Origin of the sequence: Nocardioides szechwanensis, assembly GCF_900103935.1 — a bacterium.
GTDB classification, from domain to species: domain Bacteria; phylum Actinomycetota; class Actinomycetes; order Propionibacteriales; family Nocardioidaceae; genus Nocardioides; species Nocardioides szechwanensis.
In genome coordinates this window covers 188279-208065 of record NZ_FNIC01000001.1, presented here as the reverse complement: position 1 = coordinate 208065, position 19787 = coordinate 188279, and the positions used below count along the sequence as shown (strand labels likewise).

Sequence of the window (19787 nt, the reverse complement as noted above, 5' to 3'; positions counted from 1 at the left end):
GATGTCGACCACTATTTCGCCTGCGGCTCCCCGCGCCACGGGTCGTCCTGGTGCTCCAGGTCGTATCTCACCCGCGGGTCGTGGGCGTCGGCGTAGTAGTCGCCGGGCTCGGTCGCGTCGCTGCCGTTGGAGACGTTGGCTGCCCGGAGCACCAGCGTCAGCACCACCGTGACCAGCAGGTTGAGCGCGAACGCCGTCATCGCGATGTAGCCGAGGTCGCCGATGCCCGGGATCGGGTCGAGCGGGCTGCCGAAGTGCTTGCCGGTGATCGGGTTGATCGCCTGGTAGGCCTGGTAGGTGCCGTAGACCATGCCGACCGCCCAGCCGACCAGCAGCCCGGTGCGGTGGAACCACCGCGTGTAGAGGCTGAACACGATCGCGGGGAACGTCTGGAGGATCCAGATGCCGCCGAGCAGCTGGAAGTTGATGGCGTTCTGGCGGTCGAGCGTGAGCACGAACACCAGCGCGAACGCCTTCACCACCAACGACGCCAGCTTGGAGACCTTGGCCTCCTGCGCCGGGGTCGCGTCCTTCTTCAGCCACTCCTTGTAGATGTTGCGCGAGAACGTGTTGGCCGCCGCGATCGACATGATCGCCGCCGGCACGAGCGCCCCGATCGCGATCGCGGCGAACGCCACCCCGGCGAACCAGGCCGGGAAGAAGTCCTCGAACAGCTGCGGGACCACCAGCTGCGGGTTGATCTCGCCGTCGAGGCCGGTCGGGTCGGTGCCGGCGGCGATGGCGACCCAGCCGAGCAGGGCGAGCAGCCCCAGCACGAAGGAGTACGCCGGCAGCAGCGCGGCGTTGCGGCGTACCGTGTCGCGGCTGCCCGACGACAGGCTCGCGGTGATCGAGTGGGGGTACATGAACAACGCGAGCGCCGAGCCGAGCCCGAGCGTCGCGTAGGCCCACATCGCCTCGGAGCCGGGGATGAACGAGCCCTGGGGCGCGCCGGTCACCTCGTTGGTCGTGGTCATCTTCTCCTCGGCGGCGCCGAAGATCGCGTCCCAGCCGCCGACCTCGGAGGGCAGGTAGACGACCGCGACGATGATCACGACGTAGATCAGGATGTCCTTGACGAACGCGATCACCGCCGGGGCGCGGAGCCCCGACGAGTAGGTGTAGGCGGCCAGCACCGCGAAGGCCACCAGCAGCGGCGCGTCCTTGGCGATGATGTTGTCGGAACCGCCGACCCCGGCCACCTCGAGCACCGCCTGGATGCCGACGAGCTGGAGCGCGATGTAGGGCATGGTCGCGAGGAAGCCGGTGATCGCGACGGCCAGCGACAGCGAGCGGTCGTCGTACCGGCCGCGGACGAAGTCGGCCGTGGTGACGTAGCCGTGACGGTGGCTGACCGACCAGAGCCGCGCCATGAAGATGAAGATGATCGGATAGAGGATGATCGTGTAGGGCACCGCGAAGAACCCCGCGACCGCACCGGTGGCGAACATCGCCGCCGGCACCGCCACGAACGTGTAGGCCGTGTAGAGGTCACCGCCGAGCAGGAACCACGTGATCCAGGTGCCGAACTTGCGCCCGCCCAGCCCCCACTCGTCGAGGGTGTCGAGGCTCTCGGCGCGCTTGAAGCGCGAGGCGTAGAAGCCGAGGACGGTCACCACCAGGAAGAGCGCGATCAGGACGGCGAGCGCGACGGTGTTGACCCCGCCGCCGGTCACCATGACCGTCACCGGCGCCGTCACTGGTCGTCACCCTTGCGCGGCGCACGGGCCGAGAGCGTGAGCTTGTAGGCCGCCCAGGTCATCGCGGAGCAGATGAACACCCACATGAACTGGTACCAGAAGAAGAACGGGAAGCCGAAGAGCTTCGGGTCCTCCCTGGCGTAGGTGTCGACCCACAGCAGGGCCACCACCGGGATCAGCAGCAGCACCCCGGCTGCGGCGATCTTGCGCTTGTCGGTGACCGGGACGTCAGGCGTGCCGGAACGAGATGTGTCTTTTCCGAGACTCATGCGGCGCGACGTTACCTGTGATCGCGCTCACGGCTTGACGCGTGTCAAAGACTCCGGTTCGATCCGTGCATGACCTTTGACGTGATCATCCGCAACGGCCGCTGGTTCGACGGGACGGGAGCGCCCTCGGCGGTCCGCGACCTGGGGATCCGCGATGGTCACGTCGCGGCCGTGTCGGCGGAGCCGCTCGACGCCACCGGCTGCCCCGAGGTCGTCGACGCCGCCGGCAAGTGGGTGCTGCCGGGCATGGTCGACATCCATACGCACTACGACGTCGAGGTGCTCAACGACCCGCACCTGCCCGAGTCGCTGCGCCACGGCGTCACCACGATCCTGCTCGGCTCCTGCTCGCTCTCGACCGTCCACGTCGGCGCGGTCGACGCCGGTGACCTGTTCGGCCGGGTCGAGGCGATCCCCCGCAAGCACGTCATCCGCGCCGTCCAGGAGGCCAAGACCTGGTCGTCGGCCCAGGAGTACGTCGAGGCGCTCGAGTCGCTGCCGCTCGGCCCCAACCTGGCCGCGTTCATCGGTCACTCCGACATGCGCACCGCCACCATGGGGCTCGACCAGGCCACCCGCAAGAACGTCCGCCCCTCAAGGCGCGAGCAGCAGCGGATGGAGGACATGCTCACCGAGGCGCTCGACGCCGGCTTCGTCGGCATGTCGGCCCAGCAGCTGCTCTTCGACAAGCTCGACGGCGACGTCTGCCGCTCGCGCACCCTGCCCTCGACGTACGCCAAGTGGCGCGAGATGCGCGGACTGCGCAAGATCCTCCGCTCGCGCGGGCGCGCCCTCCAGGCCGGCCCCGACGCCAGCCACCCGCACACGATCGTCACCCAGGCGCTCGGCTCGATCGGCTTCGGCAAGACCAAGCCCCTCAAGACCAGCCTGCTCTCGGCCGCCGACATCAAGGCGATCCCGTTCATCATCCACCTGATGCGCCTCCTCGCCGCGACGGTCAACAAGGCCGGCGCCGACTTCAAGTGGCAGCACCTGCCGGTGCCGTTCGAGGTCTACGCCGACGGCATCGACCTGGTCATCTTCGAGGAGTTCGGCTCCGGCGCCGCCGCCCTGCACCTGTCGGAGAAGATCGCCCGCGACGAGCTGATGCGCGACGAGGACTACCGCCGCCGCTTCCGCAAGGACTACGACTCCAAGTACGGCCCGCGGGTCTGGCACCGCGACTTCTTCGACGCCGAGATCGTCGAGTGCCCCGACGCCTCCGTGATCGGCAAGTCGTTCGGCCAGGTCGGCCTCGACCGCGGCGGCCTGCACCCCGTCGACGCCTACCTCGACCTCGTGCTCGAGCACGGTACGGCGATCCGCTGGCGCACCACGATCTCCAACCACCGCCCCGACATCCTCAAGAAGATGGCGCAGAGCCCGGGCGTCCAGATGGGCTTCTCCGACGCCGGCGCCCACCTGCGCAACATGTCCTTCTACAACTTCGGCCTCCGGCTGCTCCGGCACGTCCACGACGCCGAGGTCGCCGGCCGCCCGTTCCTCTCCATGGAGCACGCCGTGCACCGCCTCACCGGCGAGCTCGCCGACTGGTACGGCATCGACGCCGGCCACCTGCGCGTCGGCCACCGCGCCGACCTGTTCCTGCTCGACCCGGCTCACCTGGACTCGACTCTCGACGAGTACCACGAGGCGCCGGTCGCTCAGTACGACAACCTCTCGCGCATGGTCAACCGCAACGACGCCACCGTCCCGCTGGTCATGGTCGCCGGCCGCACCGTGTGGCGCGACGGTGACGCGACCGACGTACTCGGGAAGGAGCGGACGGGCCGCTTCCTGCGCGCCGAGGAGAAGACACCCGCCGTACGACCGGTTGCAAGTTCAACCATGGTTGCGGTTCCGGCCCGGGTGGACTAGACCTTGGTCTTGTCTTACGAGGCGCCTCGCACCCACTTACGCAGTGGGTCCCCGGGGCGCCTCACTACGTGGGGTCGCTACTGCTCCGAAAGTGCGTCGGGATCCCCCACCGCGGAGCCTTCCTCGCCGATGTCCTCGCGCAGCTCGACGCTCGTCAGCAGAGTCAGCGGTTGTTGAGGCTGAAGTGCTGGTAGTCCTTGAGACTCGACCAGGCGCCGCCCCAGCCCCAGCCGACTGACGCGAACGCGCGCACGACCGCCCCGTCGTCGGTGACCATCCCGGGGCGGACCCAGCCGCGGTCGAGGTACGCCGACGCCAGCTCGGGCAGCACCACGTCGCCCCGGAGATAGGGGTTCTGGAAAGGGTTGAGGTCGACCGCGAGCCCGTAGGCGTGCTGGGAGAACTCCGTCCCACCGGTGACCGGTCGGCAGACGAACGCCCCGGTGGCATTGCCGTCGCCGGTGGGCGGCGCGTCGAGTTCGGCGAGCCGCGCGATCCCCATCGACTCGATCGGGAACCTCGCCTCGTAGAGGTGGCGGAAGACCTCGACCAGGTCGTCGGCCACCGCCCCGTTGACCAGCAGCTCGCCCGAGTGGCGGCGGTCGTCGAAGCCCCAGTACGTCATCCGCACCCACGCCAGCTCGGTCCGGTCGACCGGACAGCCGGCCCGCCACGTCGAGCGACTGATCGCGTCATCCGGCGCCGGGTCGGCCACGAGCGCCTGGAAGCCGGCGCCCGTCAGCGGCGGGACCGTATCGGGCGTGTTCCACCGCCGTACCCGCATCACCCGCGGCGTCGGCCGGACCTCGCCGTACCCCTCCGGGGTCTGCGGCAGGACGCGCCTCCCGAGCCACGCCGGCGGCACCGTCCCCAGGGGCGGGGGTCGCTGCGGAGCAGGATCGGGCTGGGGCTCGGGGGTCGAGCCCGAGGGCACGCTGGTCGACGGGCTCTCCGCGGATCGCGGCTCCACGGCGCGCCCGAGGTCGCACGCCGACAGGGCGCCGGCGGCCAGAAGACCTGCCAGCGACAGCCGTACGGCGGAGGTGGTCACCCACAACACCTTCGCACGTGGCCGGGCAACTGCCGCTCACTCCCGCCTGATGAAGCTGATCTTGCCGACGGGGTGGTGGATGACCTCGTAGTCGTCGTGGTGGGCCAGTGTGTGGTGTCTCGCGCAGAGAAGCACGCCGCTCTCCACGCTGGTGCCGCCGCCGTTCGACCACTGGACCAGGTGGTGGGCGTGGCAGGCCGAGGTCGGGCGTTCGCAGCCCATCGCGGCACAGCCCTTGTCGCGCACCGCCATCGCGATCCGCTGGGCCTTGGTGTGGAAGCGGCGCTTGCGGCCGACGTCGAGGACCTCGGACCTGCCGCCGAGGACGACGGGGATGACCCCGGCCTCGCACGCGAGCTTCCTCGCGAGGCCAGGGCTGATCCTGGTGCCGGTGTCGAGCTGGGCCGCCTTGAGCCCACCCATCAGGGTCTCCAGGGTCATGGTGACCACGACCGTGGCACTTACGCCGCCGGCGGTGGGGAGCTTGCCTGTCGGGTAACGACGGATGTGCTCCATCAACGCCAGACCCATCCCGTGCGGGGACAACCCCTGTCCGCCGGCCTTCGGTGACGCGATCGCCTGGAGCGCCTTGCGGAACATGTCGGCCTCGGCGGTTCGGATCATGAACCGGCCAAAGGTCTGGCCGTGGCCGTCGTCGTGCATGGTCAGCCGGGCGGCCTGCTCCGCCTTCTTCTCTTCGGCGGCGAGCTGTCTGGCCTCCTCGGCCTCGCCGATCTCGGGGGCGACGACGTCGAGGATCCGCCGGCCCTGGATCCGCAGCGCACGCGCGTCGTAGTGCGCCGCGGCTCCGAGGAGGTGACCACGTGCTTGAGCGCGGACCTCAGGCTGAACCGTGTCGGGCAGCGCGTCCACGGCTGCGGTGATCACCCTGGCCTGGTCGACGAGGAGTCCACCGGCCGCGAGTGCTTCGCTGACGGGCTCGTGATGCTCCAGCGCTCTGGCGAGCTTGACCTTGCGCGCTGCTTCGGCCTGAGTCATCCGACTCGCGTTGGCCCACCACACCCCGGCCGAGGTCGCACCGGACGCGTCTCCGACGCGGTTGCTGTCTGCGTGCGCGGCGACCTTGAGCTCAAGGGCGGACAGGCGGGCAGCAAGCCGGGTCGCGGTGAGCAGCGCGCGACGGGTGTCGTCGTCGCTCAGCGACCACGCCGGCGCGTGCTGAACCTCGTCGAGCTCGGCCTCGATCGCGGACATCGCAGCGACGATCGGGTGGTCCCGATCGGTGCGACGTCCGGTGCTTGTCATGTTCCTATCCCAGCACCACGCACCGACAGCCGAAGGCCTCAGAACCCCTTGTCCACAGGCCCTCTCGGAACTTTCTGAGACTTTACCTTCGGGTGCTTCAGACGTGCGAGCGAGGGATGCTGTTGTTGGCGACGCGGTTCTCGGCGTCGATCATCCAGGCCAGCTGCTCGAGCCGCTCGAGGATCGTGTGCAGGATGTCCGCGGTCGTCGGGTCCTCGGCGTCGACCTCGTCGTGGATACGACGCGTCGTACCGGCCGTCGCGTAGAGCGAGGCCACGATCGCGTCGACCGTGTCGGCGGTGTCGATCTCCTCAGTGGGCAGATCGGGCAGGCTCGTGGTCGCGGCAACGGTCTTCGAGCGCGCGTCCGGGGTGACGTAGACGGCGCGCATCCGCTCGGCGACCACGTCGGAGAACTCACGGGCCGCGTCGACGACCTCGTCGAGCACCAGGTGGGTGTCGCGGAAGTTCTTGCCCACGACGTTCCAGTGCAGCTGCTTGCCCTGCAGGTGGAGGTCGGTGAGGTCCACGAGCAGCTGCTGGAGGTGACCGCCGAGCTGCGGGCTGGCCTGGAAGGCCGGGTGGGCGGTGTGCTGGGGGTTCAGGGTCTGGGTCATGGTGCACCTCTCGTCGTCTGCGTACGTCGTTGCTACCCGACCATCATCTCGCCTTTTCTTGAATGATTCCAGTAAGGAGAGCCTGCCCTGCGGCGCGCCGCGGCGTGTCACACCCCGCGCCAAGCGGACCTGACAGCGCCGGTCGCCGTTGGCGGCAGCGGCGAAGCTGTCCTCAACAGGCGGAAATGTGTCTTTGGTCGCCGTAAGCAAATTGAGAGGGGCTTTACGGTGTCCCTGAAGAGCGATGTTGAAGAGTTGATCGTCTGGCTCGCCGAGCTGATTGACCGGCCAGCAGACGGGCAACAGCCGGCCGGCCTGTTGGACAGCGCCACGTGGAGCCTCGTCGTAGGGCGGCTGAGCGCGGCAGGGAAGGCGCTCACCCGTGCGGCGGAAGGACTTCATGCTGCGGGAAGGCCTTCCGGGTCGGGCCTGGCTAAGCACGAGCAGGCAACTAACCAGCGACTTGCCGGCGTCCTCGCTGAAGTCGCCACGGACCTGTCACGTGAATGCGAGGACCTCCGGCGCCGGGCGATGGTGCGCAGGGGGTTGGCCCCCAAGGAGCCTGCGGAATCTTCACTCGCCCTCGACGACGCCGAGGACTCTGTCGAGGACCCGAACGAACCTGACGTCACGCCCCCGCCGTCCGCACGACCTCGGGTGCCGGACGCGGACAAACACGGCGTCAGGTTGGCGATCGGGCGACTGATGGGAGCTCAGAAGTCCCTCACGACAGCAACGAATCACCTCTCGATCGGCGAGAAGGACGCGGGCGCCACTTCCTTCGCCGAAGAGCTTGATGTCCTGACTGAGATGGTCCTGGGGTTGCGACGACGGGTTGATGAGATCTCCATCGCCAGTGACACAAGCAGCTCCGCAGAGTCGCCCGCTGCCCCGGCCAGTCCTTCAGGAGAGCGCCAGTCCGCGACCACAAGCACCGTCCGCCAAGGGGAAACCGATGTCAGACGGTGACGACGCGACTCCCACACTCCGAGTCGCCGATGTCGACAAGATGACCGACGCAATACGCGGTCGGATCGATCTGTTCGGCAAGGCGCTCGCTGCCCTCGCCACGCTCGGAACCGGCGGAGTCGGGCTAACCAAGGCTGCCGATCTGGCTGGCTGGGACCACGGCGAGGAGAAGTGGGTTCTGGCAGCTGTGGCCTGTCTCGTCGCAGCAGCAGTAGGGGCACTCATCGTCGCTGTCCGGCTGATGGGGGTGAATGAGCCGGTCGTGCTCACCGCCTCGCTGGACGAAGAGCAGCTCGGTAAAGCGAAGACCGATGTGAACGTCATTTTTGGGGAAGCTGCGCAGAAGTTCGGCTTCAGCACGTTGCTGGCCCTCGACGAGCACGCGATGAGTCTGCGTCGGGTCGCAGCACGGGCGACTTCGGAGGATCAGCGCGCGCGTACCGCTGCCCGCACCAACGAGGTCCAGGGTGAGATCGACCGCGCTTTGGCCCGGGCTCGGCTGGTGGTGGTTCGTCGCAATGCCACCAGAGTGGTCAGTGACCGTCGGGCATGGCTCTGCTACCTCACCGTGATCCTCGGCCTCATGGGCTTCGCGCTATCCGCGGACTACGTCACGAGTGAACCGCAAAGTTCGCTCGAGTTGGTCAAGACCTGCGGGGAGGCGCGCTCTGCTGGGCCGCTGCCCTCGTCGGTCACAAGCGATTGCCCGTCGCCATCGGCCGAATCTGCCCCTCCATCCCCTACAGCGGGTTCGCGCGAACGACGGGCAGCGTTGATCGAAGAACTCACAGCCCTGTTGACCACGTGCGAAGAGGCGGTTGCGGACGAGATGCTGCAAGAGGCCGATTGCGACGCCATCGCCGGGCTCGTCCGAGAACTCTTATCGCCTGGGGCGGTCGAGTAGGCCGCCTCCAACCAAACACCGGGCTCACAGCCCCTACCCTCGTTGGCAAGCCTGACTCAATCGGCGGTCCGCTCGGAGATCTGCACCCGCAGCCCAGCGACCAGCGTTTCCAGGGTGAACGACCAGGCGGCGGTCGCGTCGTGACCCTCGAGCGCGTGGAACTGCGGGAAGCTCTCCTCCGGCAGGTCCTCGATAGCGGTCTCGAGCATCTCGCCACGAGCCGCAGCGCTCATCTCCAGCCCCACCATCAGGGCGGTGAGGGCGGTTGCCTTCACGGCGTTGTAGGAGTCCACCGGCGAGAGGCCGGCCTTGCCGAAGGCGGCGAGGGCCACCTCGAACGAAGCGGCGGCATGCGCGCCCTGGACCGGGCGGCGCGACAGCGCCGCGAACGCGCCGGGGTGCTGGGTGGCCATGGCCCCCATCCCCTCGAAGAAGGTGCGGACCCACTCCTCCCACTCGACCGGAGTCGTCGGCAGGTGCGCCTGGTCCAGCAGGGAGTCGACGATCCCGTCGGTGATGGCGTCGCGGGTGGGCACGTGGTTGTAGAGCGAGGTGACGTGCACGCCCAGCTCCCCCGCGATCCGACGCAGGGTCACCGCGTCGAGCCCGTCGCGGTCGGCCATGGCCACCGCGCAGGCCAGGATCCGCTCTCGCGTCAGCGCCGCCACAGCCGGAGCATAACGTCATTGACAGCCATACCTACAGTGTAGGTATGGTGAGACCTACACTGTAGGTTCAGCCAATGAGGGAGACCCGATGTTCACGCAGCCCGAACTCGAGCAGAAGCTCGCCGAGCTCATCGAGAAGTACGACGTGCCCGGCGCCCAGCTCGCCGTACTCGACGGAGACTCCGTCACCGAGGTCGCCGCCGGCGTACTCAGCCTCCGCACCGGCCAGCCGGCCACCCCCGACGCGCTCTTCCTGCCCGGCTCCATCGGCAAGCTCTACACCGCGACGCTGGTGATGATGCTGGTCGACGAGGGCAAGCTCGACCTGGACACCCCGATCCGCACCTACCTGCCGGACTTCGAGGTCGCCGACCACCACGCTCGCGACACCGTCACCCCGCGCGACCTGCTCACCCACACCAGCGGCTTCGACGGCGACCACTTCACCGACACCGGCCGCGGCGACGATGCGCTGGCGAAGTACGTCGCCGGGTGCGCCGACCTGCCGCAGATCGCTCCCCCGGGCGTGATCTGGAGCTACAGCAACAGTGGCTTCTCGATCCTGGGGCGGATCGTCGAGGTGCTCATGGGTACGACGTTCGAGGACGCGTTGCGCGACCGGATCTTCGCGCCCCTCGGGCTGGAGCACACGGTCTCGTTCGCGGACGAGGCGATCGTGCACCCGACCTCAGTCGGCCACGTGGCCGACCCGGCCGACCCGGCCAAGCTGGTGGTCAGCCCGACCTGGGGCCTGTGGCGCGCGTTCTCGCCGATGGGCAGCGCGGTGATCGCGTCGGCAGGCGACGTACTCAAGTTCGCCCAGCTGCACCTCGACGGCGGCGTCGCCCCCGACGGCACCCGACTGCTGGACGAGAAGCTCGCCGCGAGCATGCTCGTGCAGCAGGTCGAGCTGGTCGACGACTCCGTGCTCGGTCAGGGCTGGGGTCTCGGCTGGATCCTCGACCACTGGGGCGAGGTCTCGGTCGTCGGCCACGACGGCAACTCGATCGGCCAGAACGCCTTTATGCGCGTGGCTCCGGAGGAGCGCTTCGGCTTCTGCCTGCAGACCAACGTCGACAGCGCCCTCAACCTCTACCGCGAGCTCGCCGACTGGCTCTTCGGCCGCCGGCTCGGCGTCGCCCCGCGCCCCGACCCCGCGACCCTCGAGGACTCCCGGGTGGCCGAGCCCGACCGCTACACGGGCACCTACCAGCGCGAGGGCCTGACCTTCGAGATCAACGCGGACGACGACGGCCGCCTGATGGCCACCGTGACGCCCTCGCACGGGGTCGCCCAGGACCAGGGCTGGCCCCCGATGATCGACCTGCCGCTGGTGCCGGTCGCCCGCGACGACTCCTTCATGCTCAAGCTCCCCATCGCCGACGCCGACCTGCTCGCCGCCTTCTTCAACCCCGACGACGTCGGCGGACGCCCGACGTACCTGCACTTCGGAGGCCGGGCGCACAAGCGCGTCTGACGTGACCGTCAGGCCCTAGCATCGGGGCGTGACCCGAGACCTCGATGTCGTCCTGGTGGGCGCGACCGGCTTCACCGGGACCCTCGCCGCCGAGCACCTGGCCCGCACCGCCCCGGCCGACCTGCGATGGGCGTTGGCGGGACGTAGCGCGGAGAAGCTGTCGGCGCTGCGGGACCGCCTCGCCGCGATCGCGCCAGGCTTGGCAGACCTGGAACTGGTGGTGGTCGACAGCCACGACGCGACGGCGCTCAAGGTGTTGGCGGAGCGGTCCCGCGTCGTGATCGCGGCGGTCGGCCCCTACCTCGAGCACGGCGACCCGTTGGTCGCGGCCTGCGCGGCTGTCGGCACCGACTACGTCGACCTGACCGGCGAGCCGGAGTTCGTGGACCGCACCTACCTGCGCCACCACGCCACGGCGCTCGCGAGCGGGGCCCGCCTCGTCCACTCGTGCGGCTTCGACTCCGTGCCTCATGACCTGGGCGCGCTGTTCACCGTCCGGCAGCTGCCCACCACCGATCGACCGGTGCGGCTGCGCGGCGTGGTGCGGGCCGAGGGCGGCGTCTCGGGCGGCACCTTCGCCTCGCTCCTCGGGGTCGCCTCGCGGATCCCGCAGATGCGGGCAGCGGCTCGGGAGCGCGCCGCCGTGGAGCCTGCCCCGGCCGATGGTCGACGGTCGCGCCCGGTGACGCTGCGGCCCTCACGCGACCCGCTGCTCGGGTGCTGGCTGCTCCCCCTGCCCGCCATCGACCAGGAGATCGTCGCGCGCAGCGGGGCGGCCATGGCGGACTTCGGACCGGACTTCTCCTACTCCCACGCGGCCGGCATCCGGCGCGCGCCGGTGCTCGTCGGCGCCCTGGGCGGCGTCGGGGTCGCGGTCGCGGCCGCTCAGATCGCGCCCGTACGCCGGTTCCTGACCCGCCGGCTTCCGTCGGGCACCGGGCCGTCCGACGAGGTCCGCGGCCGCTCGACGTTCACCGTCGACATGATCGCCGAGGCCGGCCCGACCACCGTCCATGCGCGGGTGAGCGGGATGGATCCCTACGACCTCTCGGGCATCGCGCTGGCCGAGAGCGCGCTGTGCCTGGCGCTCGACGACAACCCGTCCACCGCCGGGCAGGTCACCACCGCCCAGGCGATGGGCACGGCCCTGACCGCGCGTCTCGAACGTGCCGGGGTCCGCTTCGAGGTCGTGGCCCCCCACCAGCCCGGGTAGCCGACCGGCCCACCCCGTACGGAGGAGACGGGCTGTCCTCCGGGTGGGCGGCTCGGCACCTGCGACGGAGGTCTGCGAGCGGCCCGCTCGGCACCGTGGATGAGGTGACCATTCATCTCACTCGAACCCATGGCCTCGTGGCAACAACGCTGCTCGTCCTCGCGCTCTCGAGCGCCGGCACCACGGAGCCGGAGCCGTACAAGGAGCTCCCCCACGCCCAGCCGCAGCGGGCTGACCACCACCAGCCGCAGGCACCCCGCGACCTCCCGCCCAAGTCCGGTCCCCACGACCCGTACGACGTCGACGACCCGACGATCGGCAACCTCGACGCCGACCTGCTCGAGGCCGTCCAGGCCGCGGCGAGCGACGCGCGCGACGACGGCGTGCCGATGAGCGTCACCAGCGGCTGGCGCAGCCGCGAGCAGCAGCAACGTCTCTTCGACGAAGCCGTGGACGAGTACGGCAGCGAGGAAGAGGCCCTCCGCTGGGTCTCCACCCCCGACACCTCCGCGCACGTCACCGGCGGCGCCGTCGACCTCGGCCCCACCGATGCCATGAGCTGGCTCAGCCAGCACGGGTCTGACTACGGCCTGTGCCAGACCTTCGCCAACGAGGCGTGGCACTACGAGCTGGCCACCACCCCCGGCGGCGAGTGCCCCGAGATGCTGCCCGACGGCAGCAGCCGCAGCTGAGGATCACGGCGGAACGTAGGCTCGGACGTGCCAGCACGCTCGAGAATGCGCTTCAGGAGGCACCGTGTCCCACCCCGCCACCCGGCTCCGGACGATCCTGCCCGGCTCGGGTCGCGCCGCCCTCGGAGCCACCATCGCCGGCACCGTGCTGACCGGTCTCGCGTCAGCCCCCGAGCGGATGGGCCACCTGTTCCGGCGGAGGTTCCCAACCGTCGCGGTCACGGGGATGACCGGCGTCGGCAAGAGCCAGCTCGTCGACCGCCTGGCCCGCCGTACCGCCAACAACGGCGTGACCGAGGTCGGCTCGGCGGGTGATGGAGCGACGTACCCGTCGCTCCTCCCGCCTGAAGGGCTTCCGCTTCCTGGTGGTGCCGGGCGACAACGCGGCCACGCGCCTGGGCGCCCTCGACGAGGTCTTCCACGACGAGCCGGTCGACGGGGTCATCCACGTGGTCGCCAACGGTTACGCCACCCCGCGGCGACCGGCGGGTACCACCGGAGCGGCCACGGCCACCCTGGAGGAGCAGCTCGCCGCCGAGCTCGAGGACTGGGCGATCACCGCGCACCGGATCGCCTCGATGGCAGTACGCCGCGACCGGCCGGTCTGGCTCGTCATCGCCGTGACCAAGGCCGACCTGTACGCCGACGACCTGGACGACGTCGTCGACTACTACTCCCCCGGCAGCGGCTCACCCTTCGCCGCCAAGCTCGACGAACTCCGGGCCCTGGCCGGCAGCGCGAAGCTCTCGGTCGACGTGCTCCCGGTCTCCAGCCAGGGCGGCGACCGCAACTCGGCCATCTCTTCCAAGAAGTCCAGCGCGATGGTCGACGCCCTCGCTGTGCGATTGGCCCAGCTCAGCGGACACGTCTGAGGGTTCGTTCGAGCAGTTCCTCATAACGGAACTCGGCGAGGCTGCGATTGGTCACGCGAGTGGCGCCTCAGCGCGTCCTTCCGCCGCAAACGCCGCGACAGCGGCAACGGCCACTCCGTCATGGTCAAGTTCCGTAGGTTGTTACCTGTCGATAAGCGCGAAGGTCGCTAGCGCGTGGACCAGCGACTGACCGTCCTGGGCGATGTCGGCTTCGCAGACGGTGAGGTTCTCGCCACGCTTGCGCACGGTGGCCGTCACCACCAATTTTCCTGGCTTGCCGGGGCGGAGGTAGGTGACGGAGAGCTGGCTGGTGGCGGCGCCTTCGCCATCGGCTGCGCTGCGGACCGCGGCGCCCATGGTTATGTCGACCAGAGTGGCGAGCAGGCCACCATGGACGGCACCGGAGGGGTTGAGGTGGCGGTCGTCGACGTCGATCTCGAGGCGCGCCTCGCCGTCGTTGGCCGTGGGGGCGGGGGCACCGATGAGGGCGGTGAAGCCGGGGTCGCTGTCGGGCATGGGCGGGCGGTACCCGCAGCGACGCTAGGCACTCTGGCGCGGACGCGACCCGGCGTACAGATGCTCGTCGGGAACGCAACCGACTCCGCCGTAACGTCATACGAATCGTGGAGTCGCATCCACTTTTCGTATGACGTCCGGGGGGCCTACCCCGCGAGGTGGCCCCAGTCCGGCGCAAGCTCCGCCCACGGCCCGACAGCAGCCACGCGGCCTTCGGCGAGGACGACGACACGGTCGGCCTGGGCGAGGGCGGCGCGTTTGCTGGTGGCGCCGATGACGGTGGCGCCGCGGGCGCGGAGGGCGGACCAGAGCTCGATCTCGGTGGCGGCGTCGAGGGCGGAGGAGACGTCGTCGGCGAGGAGGAGCTCGGCGTCGGCGGCGAGGCCGCGGGCCAGGGCGAGGCGCTGGACCTGGCCGCCGGAGAGGCGGACACCGCGGTGGCCGACGAGGGAGTCGGGGCCACCGGCGGCGTCGACGTCGAGCATCATCCGGGCGGCCTCGAGGGCGGGGAGGACGTCGCGGTCCGGGTGGTCGAGGCGGACGTTGTCGGTGAAGGTGCCCGACAGGACGCGCGGGACCTGGGCGACGTGGGCGACCCGGCCGGGGCGCAGGAAGGTCTCGGGATCGTCGACGCGGACGCCGTTCCAGCGGATCTCGCCGGTGCTGGAGACCAGGCCGGCAAGGGTGGAGAGCAGGCTGGACTTGCCGGAGCCGACCTGACCGAGGAGCAGGACGAGCTCCTGGGAGCCGACGGTCAGGTCGACGTCGCTGACGCCGATGGTGCCGTCGTCGTGGATGGCGGAGAGGCCGACCAGCTCGAGGGTGTGTAGCGGGTCGCGGGGGTCGGGCGTGGGCCCGGGGGCCTTGCCGTGGACCAGGTCGACGCCGGGCGGGAGATGCATCAGGTCACCGCCGCCGGCGAGCCGGCTGGTGGTCTGCATCCAGGCACGCGTGCCCGGGGCCTCGGTGACGACCGCGCCCGCGACCCGGCCGAACCAGTCGAAGCCGTTGACCGCGCCGGCCACCAGCAGCGCCGTGGCCAGGCCCCAGCCGCCGGCGACCATCACGCCCCAAGCGGCGACGACGCCGCCCTGGACCATGACGATGGGTACGCCGTCGAGGAGGGCCTGCACGCGGTGCTCGCGTACGGCGGCGTCGACCCGGCCGCTGTCGACCTTGCGCAGGTGGCCGTGGACGCTCGGGGTGGAGGCGGCGAGCTTGACGGTGCGTACGGAGTCGAGGGCCGAGACCAGCGAGCGGCCGAACCCGGCCCGCGCCTTGGCCGACGATGCCGCCGAGCGACCGGCGACCTTGCGGCCCAGTGACGAGGCGAGGGCGGAGGCGACCATGACGGCGAGCAGAACGCCGCCGGCGAGCCAGCTCTGGGCGAGGATCGCGGTGATCGCCGCGATCGCCAGGCCATTGACGAAGTCGACCCAGCGGTCGGCGTAGCGCGCGATCCGGTCGGCGTCCATGGTGCGGGCGACCACCTCGCCGGGAGGGGTGCGGTTGAGCCGGCGCTGGTCGGTCTGCCCGGCCAGGACGGTCATCCTGACCCGCAGCAACACCGCGATCCACCAGCGCGGGTAGAGCCGGATCGCCTCGGCCAGCAGCAGCGGGGAGACGATCAGCGACACCACGACGTACATCGTGAGCATGGTCGGGGTCTCGCCGCGCTGGAGCGCGACGACCAGGTGGCCCCAGATCCAGCCGGTGACCGCGCCGAAGGCGCCACAGAGCGCGGAGGCCAGGAAGATGAAGATGCTCAGGGCGCCCCACTGGGGCTCGATGACGAGCGCCGACCAGGTGGCGCGCGTCAGGCTCGGGACGGGCTCCATCTCCGGCGGGGCCGGCGGCTCCCCCACACGGCGGGCGGTGCCGACCTGGCTGGTGGACGCCTCGACGGGCGCGGCCCGGTCTTCCTCGGCGGAGGCCTCGAGCAGCGAGCGGAACGGTCCGGCCGCGGCCGCGAGCTCGTGGCGCAGACCGCGCTGCACCACGCGGCCGCCGTCGAGGACGGCGACCTGCTGGGCGCGCTCGGTGGTCGAGAGGCGGTGGGCGACGAGCAGGCCGGTGCGCCCGGAGAGCAGCCGCTCGGAGGCGCGGACGACGGCGGCCTCGGTGACGGGGTCCATCCGGGCGGTGGCCTCGTCGAGTACGACGACGCTGACGTCGCGCACCAGCAGCCGGGCGAACGCGACCAGCTGCTCCTCCCCCGCCGACAGCGTGGTGCCCCCGGGGCCGAGCAGGGTGTCGAGACCCTCGGTGAGTCCGGCGACCCAGTCGTCGAGGCCGAGCTCGACGACGGCGGCGACGATGCGGTCTCGCGGGAGGTCCTCGAAGAGCGCGATGTTCTCCGCCAGCGTGCCGGCGAGGATCTCGGTGCGCTGCGTGACCACGCCGACGGCGGAGCGCAGCGAGTTGAGGTCGAGGTCGAGTACATCGACGTTGCCGAGGAAGACCGTGCCGCGCTCGGGCTCGACCGCCCGGGACAGCAGCGCGGCCAGCGTGGACTTGCCGGAGCCGGTGCGCCCGACCAGGGCCGTGGTGGTGCCGGCCGGGACCTCGAGCTCGACGTCGCGCAGGGCGAACCGCCCCTCGGCGTACGCGAAGTGCAGGTCGGAGAAGTGGACGTCGAGCCGGCCCTCGGGCACCGGCAGGCCGCCGGTGGGCTCGCGCTCCGCGCCGAGCAGGCCGCGCAGCCGGAGCACGGCCCCGAAGCCGGCCTGGAGGTCGGGCAGGTGCCGCGCCAGCTGGTCGACCTGGCCGACGAACATCGTCGTCACCAGGAACAGCGTGACCAGCGAGGCCGTGGACAGGTGGTCGGTGGTGACGAGCGCGACGCCGCCCACCGCGGTGGCGGCGAGCACGGCGTGGAGCATCGTGCCGGTGCGCCGGGTGACCGTGGCCTCGAGCCGGAGCACCGCGTCGAAGAGCTCGTGCACCTTGGCAGCGAGCTCGGTGCAGCGACGCAGCACGTGGGCCTGGCCGCCGCTGGCCCGCATGTCGTCACGTCCGGCGATGCCCTCCTCGAGCGCGGCGGCGTGGTCGGTCCACGCGGCCTCCTCGACCACCTTGCGGGTGGAGATCTCCGGCAGCAGGGGGCGGACGACGGCCAGCGCCGCCCACCCGGTGATCGGGAAGAGGATGAACGCCGGCCACCACGTGACGCCGGCGACGATCCAGAGCGGGCCGGCGGCGAGCGTCGTACGGATCGCCATCCAGGCGCTCTGCCGCAGCAGGGTGCCGACCTCGTGGGTGTCGTCGTCAACCCGGTCGAGCACCTCGCCGACCGCCTGCTCGGTGAGCGCCGACAGCGGCTGGTGCATCGCCGCGTCGAGCAGGTCGGAGCGCAGGTGCCCCTCCGCGCGGTCGACCACGCCCGCCCACAGCGTGCGCGCAGCCGTGTCGAGCACCGCGGCGCCCACCACGCAGAGCGCAAGGATGCCGACCAGCCGACCCGTTGCGTCCTCGGCGAGCTTGCCGGCGACCAGCGAGCCGAGCGACGTACCGATCGCCGCCACCTGGCAGGCCACCAGCGCCCACACCGCGACCGGTCCGCGGAGCCGGCGCCAGTCGACAGCCGCCCCCCGCGCGGGATGGTCGGCGGCCGGGGTGCTCGTGGGACGGTCGGCGCCGAGAGTCGTGGTCATAGGGGTACGACGCTACGTGGCCGCACCGACAGTCGTCGCCCCAATATCGGCGGCTACGGCTGGTAGGGCGGGGCGACGCCCCAGCCCCAGCGCGGGACGGGCGCGTGCTCGACGACGTCGGCGTCGGGCTGGGAGTTCTGGAGCGCGAGCCGGGTGCCCCACTCGACGTACCCGACCAGGGCCGCGCGGAACTCCGGGTCGTCGGGCAGCCCGGCGTCGTCGGCGGCCAGGCTCATGGTGGAGGCGAACCGGTGCCGCTGCTCGGCGGTGATGCCGAGCCGCGGTGGTGGGCGAGCATGTTCTCGTAGCCGCCGCGGTCGCGGGTGTAGGCGTCCGGTCCGCCGAAGACCTCCGCCCACCAGTCGGTGACGTTCGCGCGGTGCTCCTCGGTGACCCCGCCAGGGAAGAACCGGCTCAGCTGGTCGTCGGCCTCCACCCGGTCGTAGAAGCAGTCGATCAGGCGCCGCAGCGCCTCCTGGCCACCGGCCCAGTCGTAGAGCGTCGGCTCCTCGTCCACCATGGCCAGATCGTGCCACGCGGGCAGCGCGGCCCGCCGCCCCTCAAGCGCGAACCGGGCGACCGGTGTAGGCCGAGGTGTCGAGATCGCCGTCGCGGATCACCAGGTGCCCGTCGACCAGCAGGTGCCGGACGCCGTACGACGGCCGCGTGGGGTCGGCGTACGTCGCGCGGTCGGTGACCGCGTCGGGGTCTAGGACGACGAGGTCGGCGTCGGCGCCGACGGACAGGCGGCCCTTGCCGCGTACGGCGTCCGTGGTCTCCGCGAGCACCTGTGCCGGGAGGTAGGAGCAGCGGCGGAACGCCTCCGGCCAGCTCCAGGCGCCCTGCTCGCGCACCATCATCCGCAGCGCCCGCAGGAACGTGCCGGCCGTGCGCGGGTGCGTCGAACCGCCCGGCGGCAGCGGCCACTCGCGGCTGTCACGGGCGCCGTCGGGCCAGTAGACGGGCATCGCGTCGCTGGCGACCATCGCGTCGGGGTGCTCGAGCGAGCGGCGGAGCAGGGCCGCGTCGAGCGGGTCGGTCTCGTCGAGGAACTCGATGATGCACGGCGCGCCCGGCGAGTCCGCACGCAGCTCGAGCAGGCGCCGCTCGTCGCGGACGCGCTCGCCGGTCCCGAGCATCACGATGCTCGACGGCCCGATGTCCCAGGCCCCGAGCCGCGCCGGCTCCAAAAAGGCCGCGCCGACGGCGGTGGCGCCGGCGCCGTACGGATAAGCCTCGACGGTGACCCGCGAACCCTCGGCGCGAGAGCGCTCGAGCGTCGCGAGCACCCGGTCGACGTGGCGTCGCGAGGTGCTGTTGACGTGGCAGTGGTGCATCGCCGCGCCGGTCTCGGCGGCCGCGCGCACGACCTCCTCGGAGCCGTCGATCGGGGTCGTGGGGTCGGCCTCGACCAGCTCCCTCACATGCGTGTACGTCGGTCTGTTGGCGGCGGCGGCGAGGCGCGCGACGGCGAGGTACTCCTCGGGGTCGAGGCGCGGGGCGTAGCCCAGGAGGATGCCGATGCCGAGAGCCCCGTCGCCGAGCTCGTGCTCGATCAGGGCCAGGCTGTCGGCCAGCTCGCGCGGGCTCGACCCGCGCTGCCAGCCGCGCTCGCCGAGCACGCCCAGCCCAGTCTCGAGGGTGGCGTCGGGCTCGGTTCCGAGCAGCACCTTGGCGCGCGCGCCGCCCCACGACGCCGAGAACCCGTAGTGCAGCGGCCGTCCCTGCTGCGCGGCCTCGGTGTAGGCGCGGGCGACCGGGATCAGCCCGGCCTCCAGGTCCAGGGCCGTCGTGACGCCGTCGTAGGCCTGGAGCCGCTGGCCGGCGACCGAGTGCACGTGGCTGTGCAGGTCGACGAAGCCCGGCCCGACCACGAGGCCGGTGACGTCGAGGGTGATCGCGCCCTCGGGCGCCGCCACCGAGCCGAGCTCGGCGACCTTGCCGTCACGCACCAGCACGTCCTGGCCCGTCGTCGTACCGCGCTCGGGGTCGACGACGGTGCCACCGGTCAGCAGGACGGGGGTGCTCACCCGGCCAACCTAG

The 19787-nt window shown here is 71.0% G+C and carries 18 protein-coding genes; 7 read left to right on the top strand and 11 right to left on the bottom strand.

Going from position 1 to position 19787, the window contains the following annotated elements:
• Positions 1 to 11: 11 nt before the first annotated feature.
• The gene (gene mctP, locus BLR90_RS01015) at positions 12 to 1700 is read right to left on the bottom strand and encodes a monocarboxylate uptake permease MctP (RefSeq protein WP_281245365.1); all 1689 of its coding nucleotides are present in this window, start codon (positions 1698 to 1700) and stop codon (positions 12 to 14) included.
• Positions 1697 to 1969 carry a DUF3311 domain-containing protein gene (locus BLR90_RS01010; protein WP_091021748.1) on the bottom strand — a complete coding sequence of 91 codons (273 nt, stop codon included), beginning with the start codon at positions 1967 to 1969 and terminating at the stop codon, positions 1697 to 1699. Before BLR90_RS01010 ends, mctP begins: the two co-directional genes overlap by 4 nt.
• 69 nt (positions 1970 to 2038) lie before the next feature.
• Between BLR90_RS01010 and BLR90_RS01005 the strand changes: the two genes are divergently transcribed.
• Entirely contained in the window at positions 2039 to 3847 is a 1809-nt protein-coding gene (locus BLR90_RS01005) for an N-acyl-D-amino-acid deacylase family protein (protein ID WP_091021746.1), read from the top strand.
• 163 nt (positions 3848 to 4010) lie between these two features.
• Here BLR90_RS01005 and BLR90_RS01000 read toward each other — a convergent pair whose 3' ends face one another.
• From BLR90_RS01000 to BLR90_RS00990, 3 genes are all read right to left on the bottom strand, one after another.
• The gene (locus tag BLR90_RS01000; RefSeq protein ID WP_245715082.1) at positions 4011 to 4898 is read right to left on the bottom strand and encodes a M15 family metallopeptidase; all 888 of its coding nucleotides are present in this window, start codon (positions 4896 to 4898) and stop codon (positions 4011 to 4013) included.
• Positions 4899 to 4934: 36 nt separating this feature from the next.
• Positions 4935 to 6164 carry an HNH endonuclease signature motif containing protein gene (locus BLR90_RS00995; protein ID WP_091021744.1) on the bottom strand — a complete coding sequence of 410 codons (1230 nt, stop codon included), beginning with the start codon at positions 6162 to 6164 and terminating at the stop codon, positions 4935 to 4937.
• A 97-nt stretch (positions 6165 to 6261) separates the two neighbouring features.
• Complete coding sequence (locus BLR90_RS00990; RefSeq protein ID WP_091021742.1) at positions 6262 to 6780, bottom strand: Dps family protein; 519 nt, start codon at positions 6778 to 6780, stop codon at positions 6262 to 6264.
• 228 nt (positions 6781 to 7008) lie between these two features.
• Between BLR90_RS00990 and BLR90_RS00985 the strand changes: the two genes are divergently transcribed.
• Both BLR90_RS00985 and BLR90_RS00980 read left to right on the top strand, forming a co-directional pair.
• Positions 7009 to 7749 (top strand): hypothetical protein, encoded by a 741-nt coding sequence (locus BLR90_RS00985; protein ID WP_091021741.1) that lies wholly within the window; start codon positions 7009 to 7011, stop codon positions 7747 to 7749.
• Positions 7736 to 8653 carry a hypothetical protein gene (locus BLR90_RS00980; RefSeq protein WP_143016067.1) on the top strand — a complete coding sequence of 306 codons (918 nt, stop codon included), beginning with the start codon at positions 7736 to 7738 and terminating at the stop codon, positions 8651 to 8653. The genes BLR90_RS00985 and BLR90_RS00980 overlap by 14 nt, the downstream gene beginning before the upstream one ends.
• 56 nt (positions 8654 to 8709) lie before the next feature.
• Here BLR90_RS00980 and BLR90_RS00975 read toward each other — a convergent pair whose 3' ends face one another.
• Positions 8710 to 9321, bottom strand: a complete 612-nt coding sequence (locus BLR90_RS00975; protein ID WP_091021739.1) for a TetR family transcriptional regulator — start codon at positions 9319 to 9321, stop codon at positions 8710 to 8712.
• Positions 9322 to 9409: 88 nt separating this feature from the next.
• Between BLR90_RS00975 and BLR90_RS00970 the strand changes: the two genes are divergently transcribed.
• The 4 genes from BLR90_RS00970 (at position 9410) to BLR90_RS00955 (ending at position 13575) form a co-directional block, all read left to right on the top strand.
• Positions 9410 to 10798, top strand: a complete 1389-nt coding sequence (locus tag BLR90_RS00970; protein ID WP_091021738.1) for a serine hydrolase domain-containing protein — start codon at positions 9410 to 9412, stop codon at positions 10796 to 10798.
• A gap of 28 nt (positions 10799 to 10826) precedes the next feature.
• On the top strand, positions 10827 to 12011 hold the full coding sequence (locus BLR90_RS00965; protein WP_091021737.1) for a saccharopine dehydrogenase family protein: 1185 nt from the start codon (positions 10827 to 10829) through the stop codon (positions 12009 to 12011).
• A gap of 137 nt (positions 12012 to 12148) precedes the next feature.
• Positions 12149 to 12703, top strand: coding sequence for a M15 family metallopeptidase (locus BLR90_RS00960; RefSeq protein WP_091021736.1), 555 nt, complete (start codon positions 12149 to 12151; stop codon positions 12701 to 12703).
• A gap of 311 nt (positions 12704 to 13014) precedes the next feature.
• Positions 13015 to 13575: a hypothetical protein gene (locus tag BLR90_RS00955; protein WP_218029319.1), complete on the top strand. Its 561-nt coding sequence runs from the start codon at positions 13015 to 13017 to the stop codon at positions 13573 to 13575.
• 141 nt (positions 13576 to 13716) lie between these two features.
• On the opposite strand, the gene BLR90_RS00950 is transcribed toward BLR90_RS00955, so the two are convergent.
• From BLR90_RS00950 to BLR90_RS00935, 5 genes are all read right to left on the bottom strand, one after another.
• Positions 13717 to 14091: a PaaI family thioesterase gene (locus BLR90_RS00950; RefSeq protein WP_091021735.1), complete on the bottom strand. Its 375-nt coding sequence runs from the start codon at positions 14089 to 14091 to the stop codon at positions 13717 to 13719.
• Positions 14092 to 14237: 146 nt separating this feature from the next.
• Positions 14238 to 17744 carry an ATP-binding cassette domain-containing protein gene (locus BLR90_RS00945; protein ID WP_091021734.1) on the bottom strand — a complete coding sequence of 1169 codons (3507 nt, stop codon included), beginning with the start codon at positions 17742 to 17744 and terminating at the stop codon, positions 14238 to 14240.
• Between the two features lie 53 nt (positions 17745 to 17797).
• The gene (locus BLR90_RS21365; RefSeq protein ID WP_245715081.1) at positions 17798 to 17980 is read right to left on the bottom strand and encodes a globin family protein; all 183 of its coding nucleotides are present in this window, start codon (positions 17978 to 17980) and stop codon (positions 17798 to 17800) included.
• Entirely contained in the window at positions 17977 to 18264 is a 288-nt protein-coding gene (locus BLR90_RS21360; RefSeq protein WP_245715080.1) for a globin domain-containing protein, read from the bottom strand. Before BLR90_RS21360 ends, BLR90_RS21365 begins: the two co-directional genes overlap by 4 nt.
• A 40-nt stretch (positions 18265 to 18304) precedes the next feature.
• Positions 18305 to 19774: an amidohydrolase family protein gene (locus BLR90_RS00935; RefSeq protein ID WP_091021733.1), complete on the bottom strand. Its 1470-nt coding sequence runs from the start codon at positions 19772 to 19774 to the stop codon at positions 18305 to 18307.
• Between the last annotated feature and the right edge of the window lie 13 nt (positions 19775 to 19787).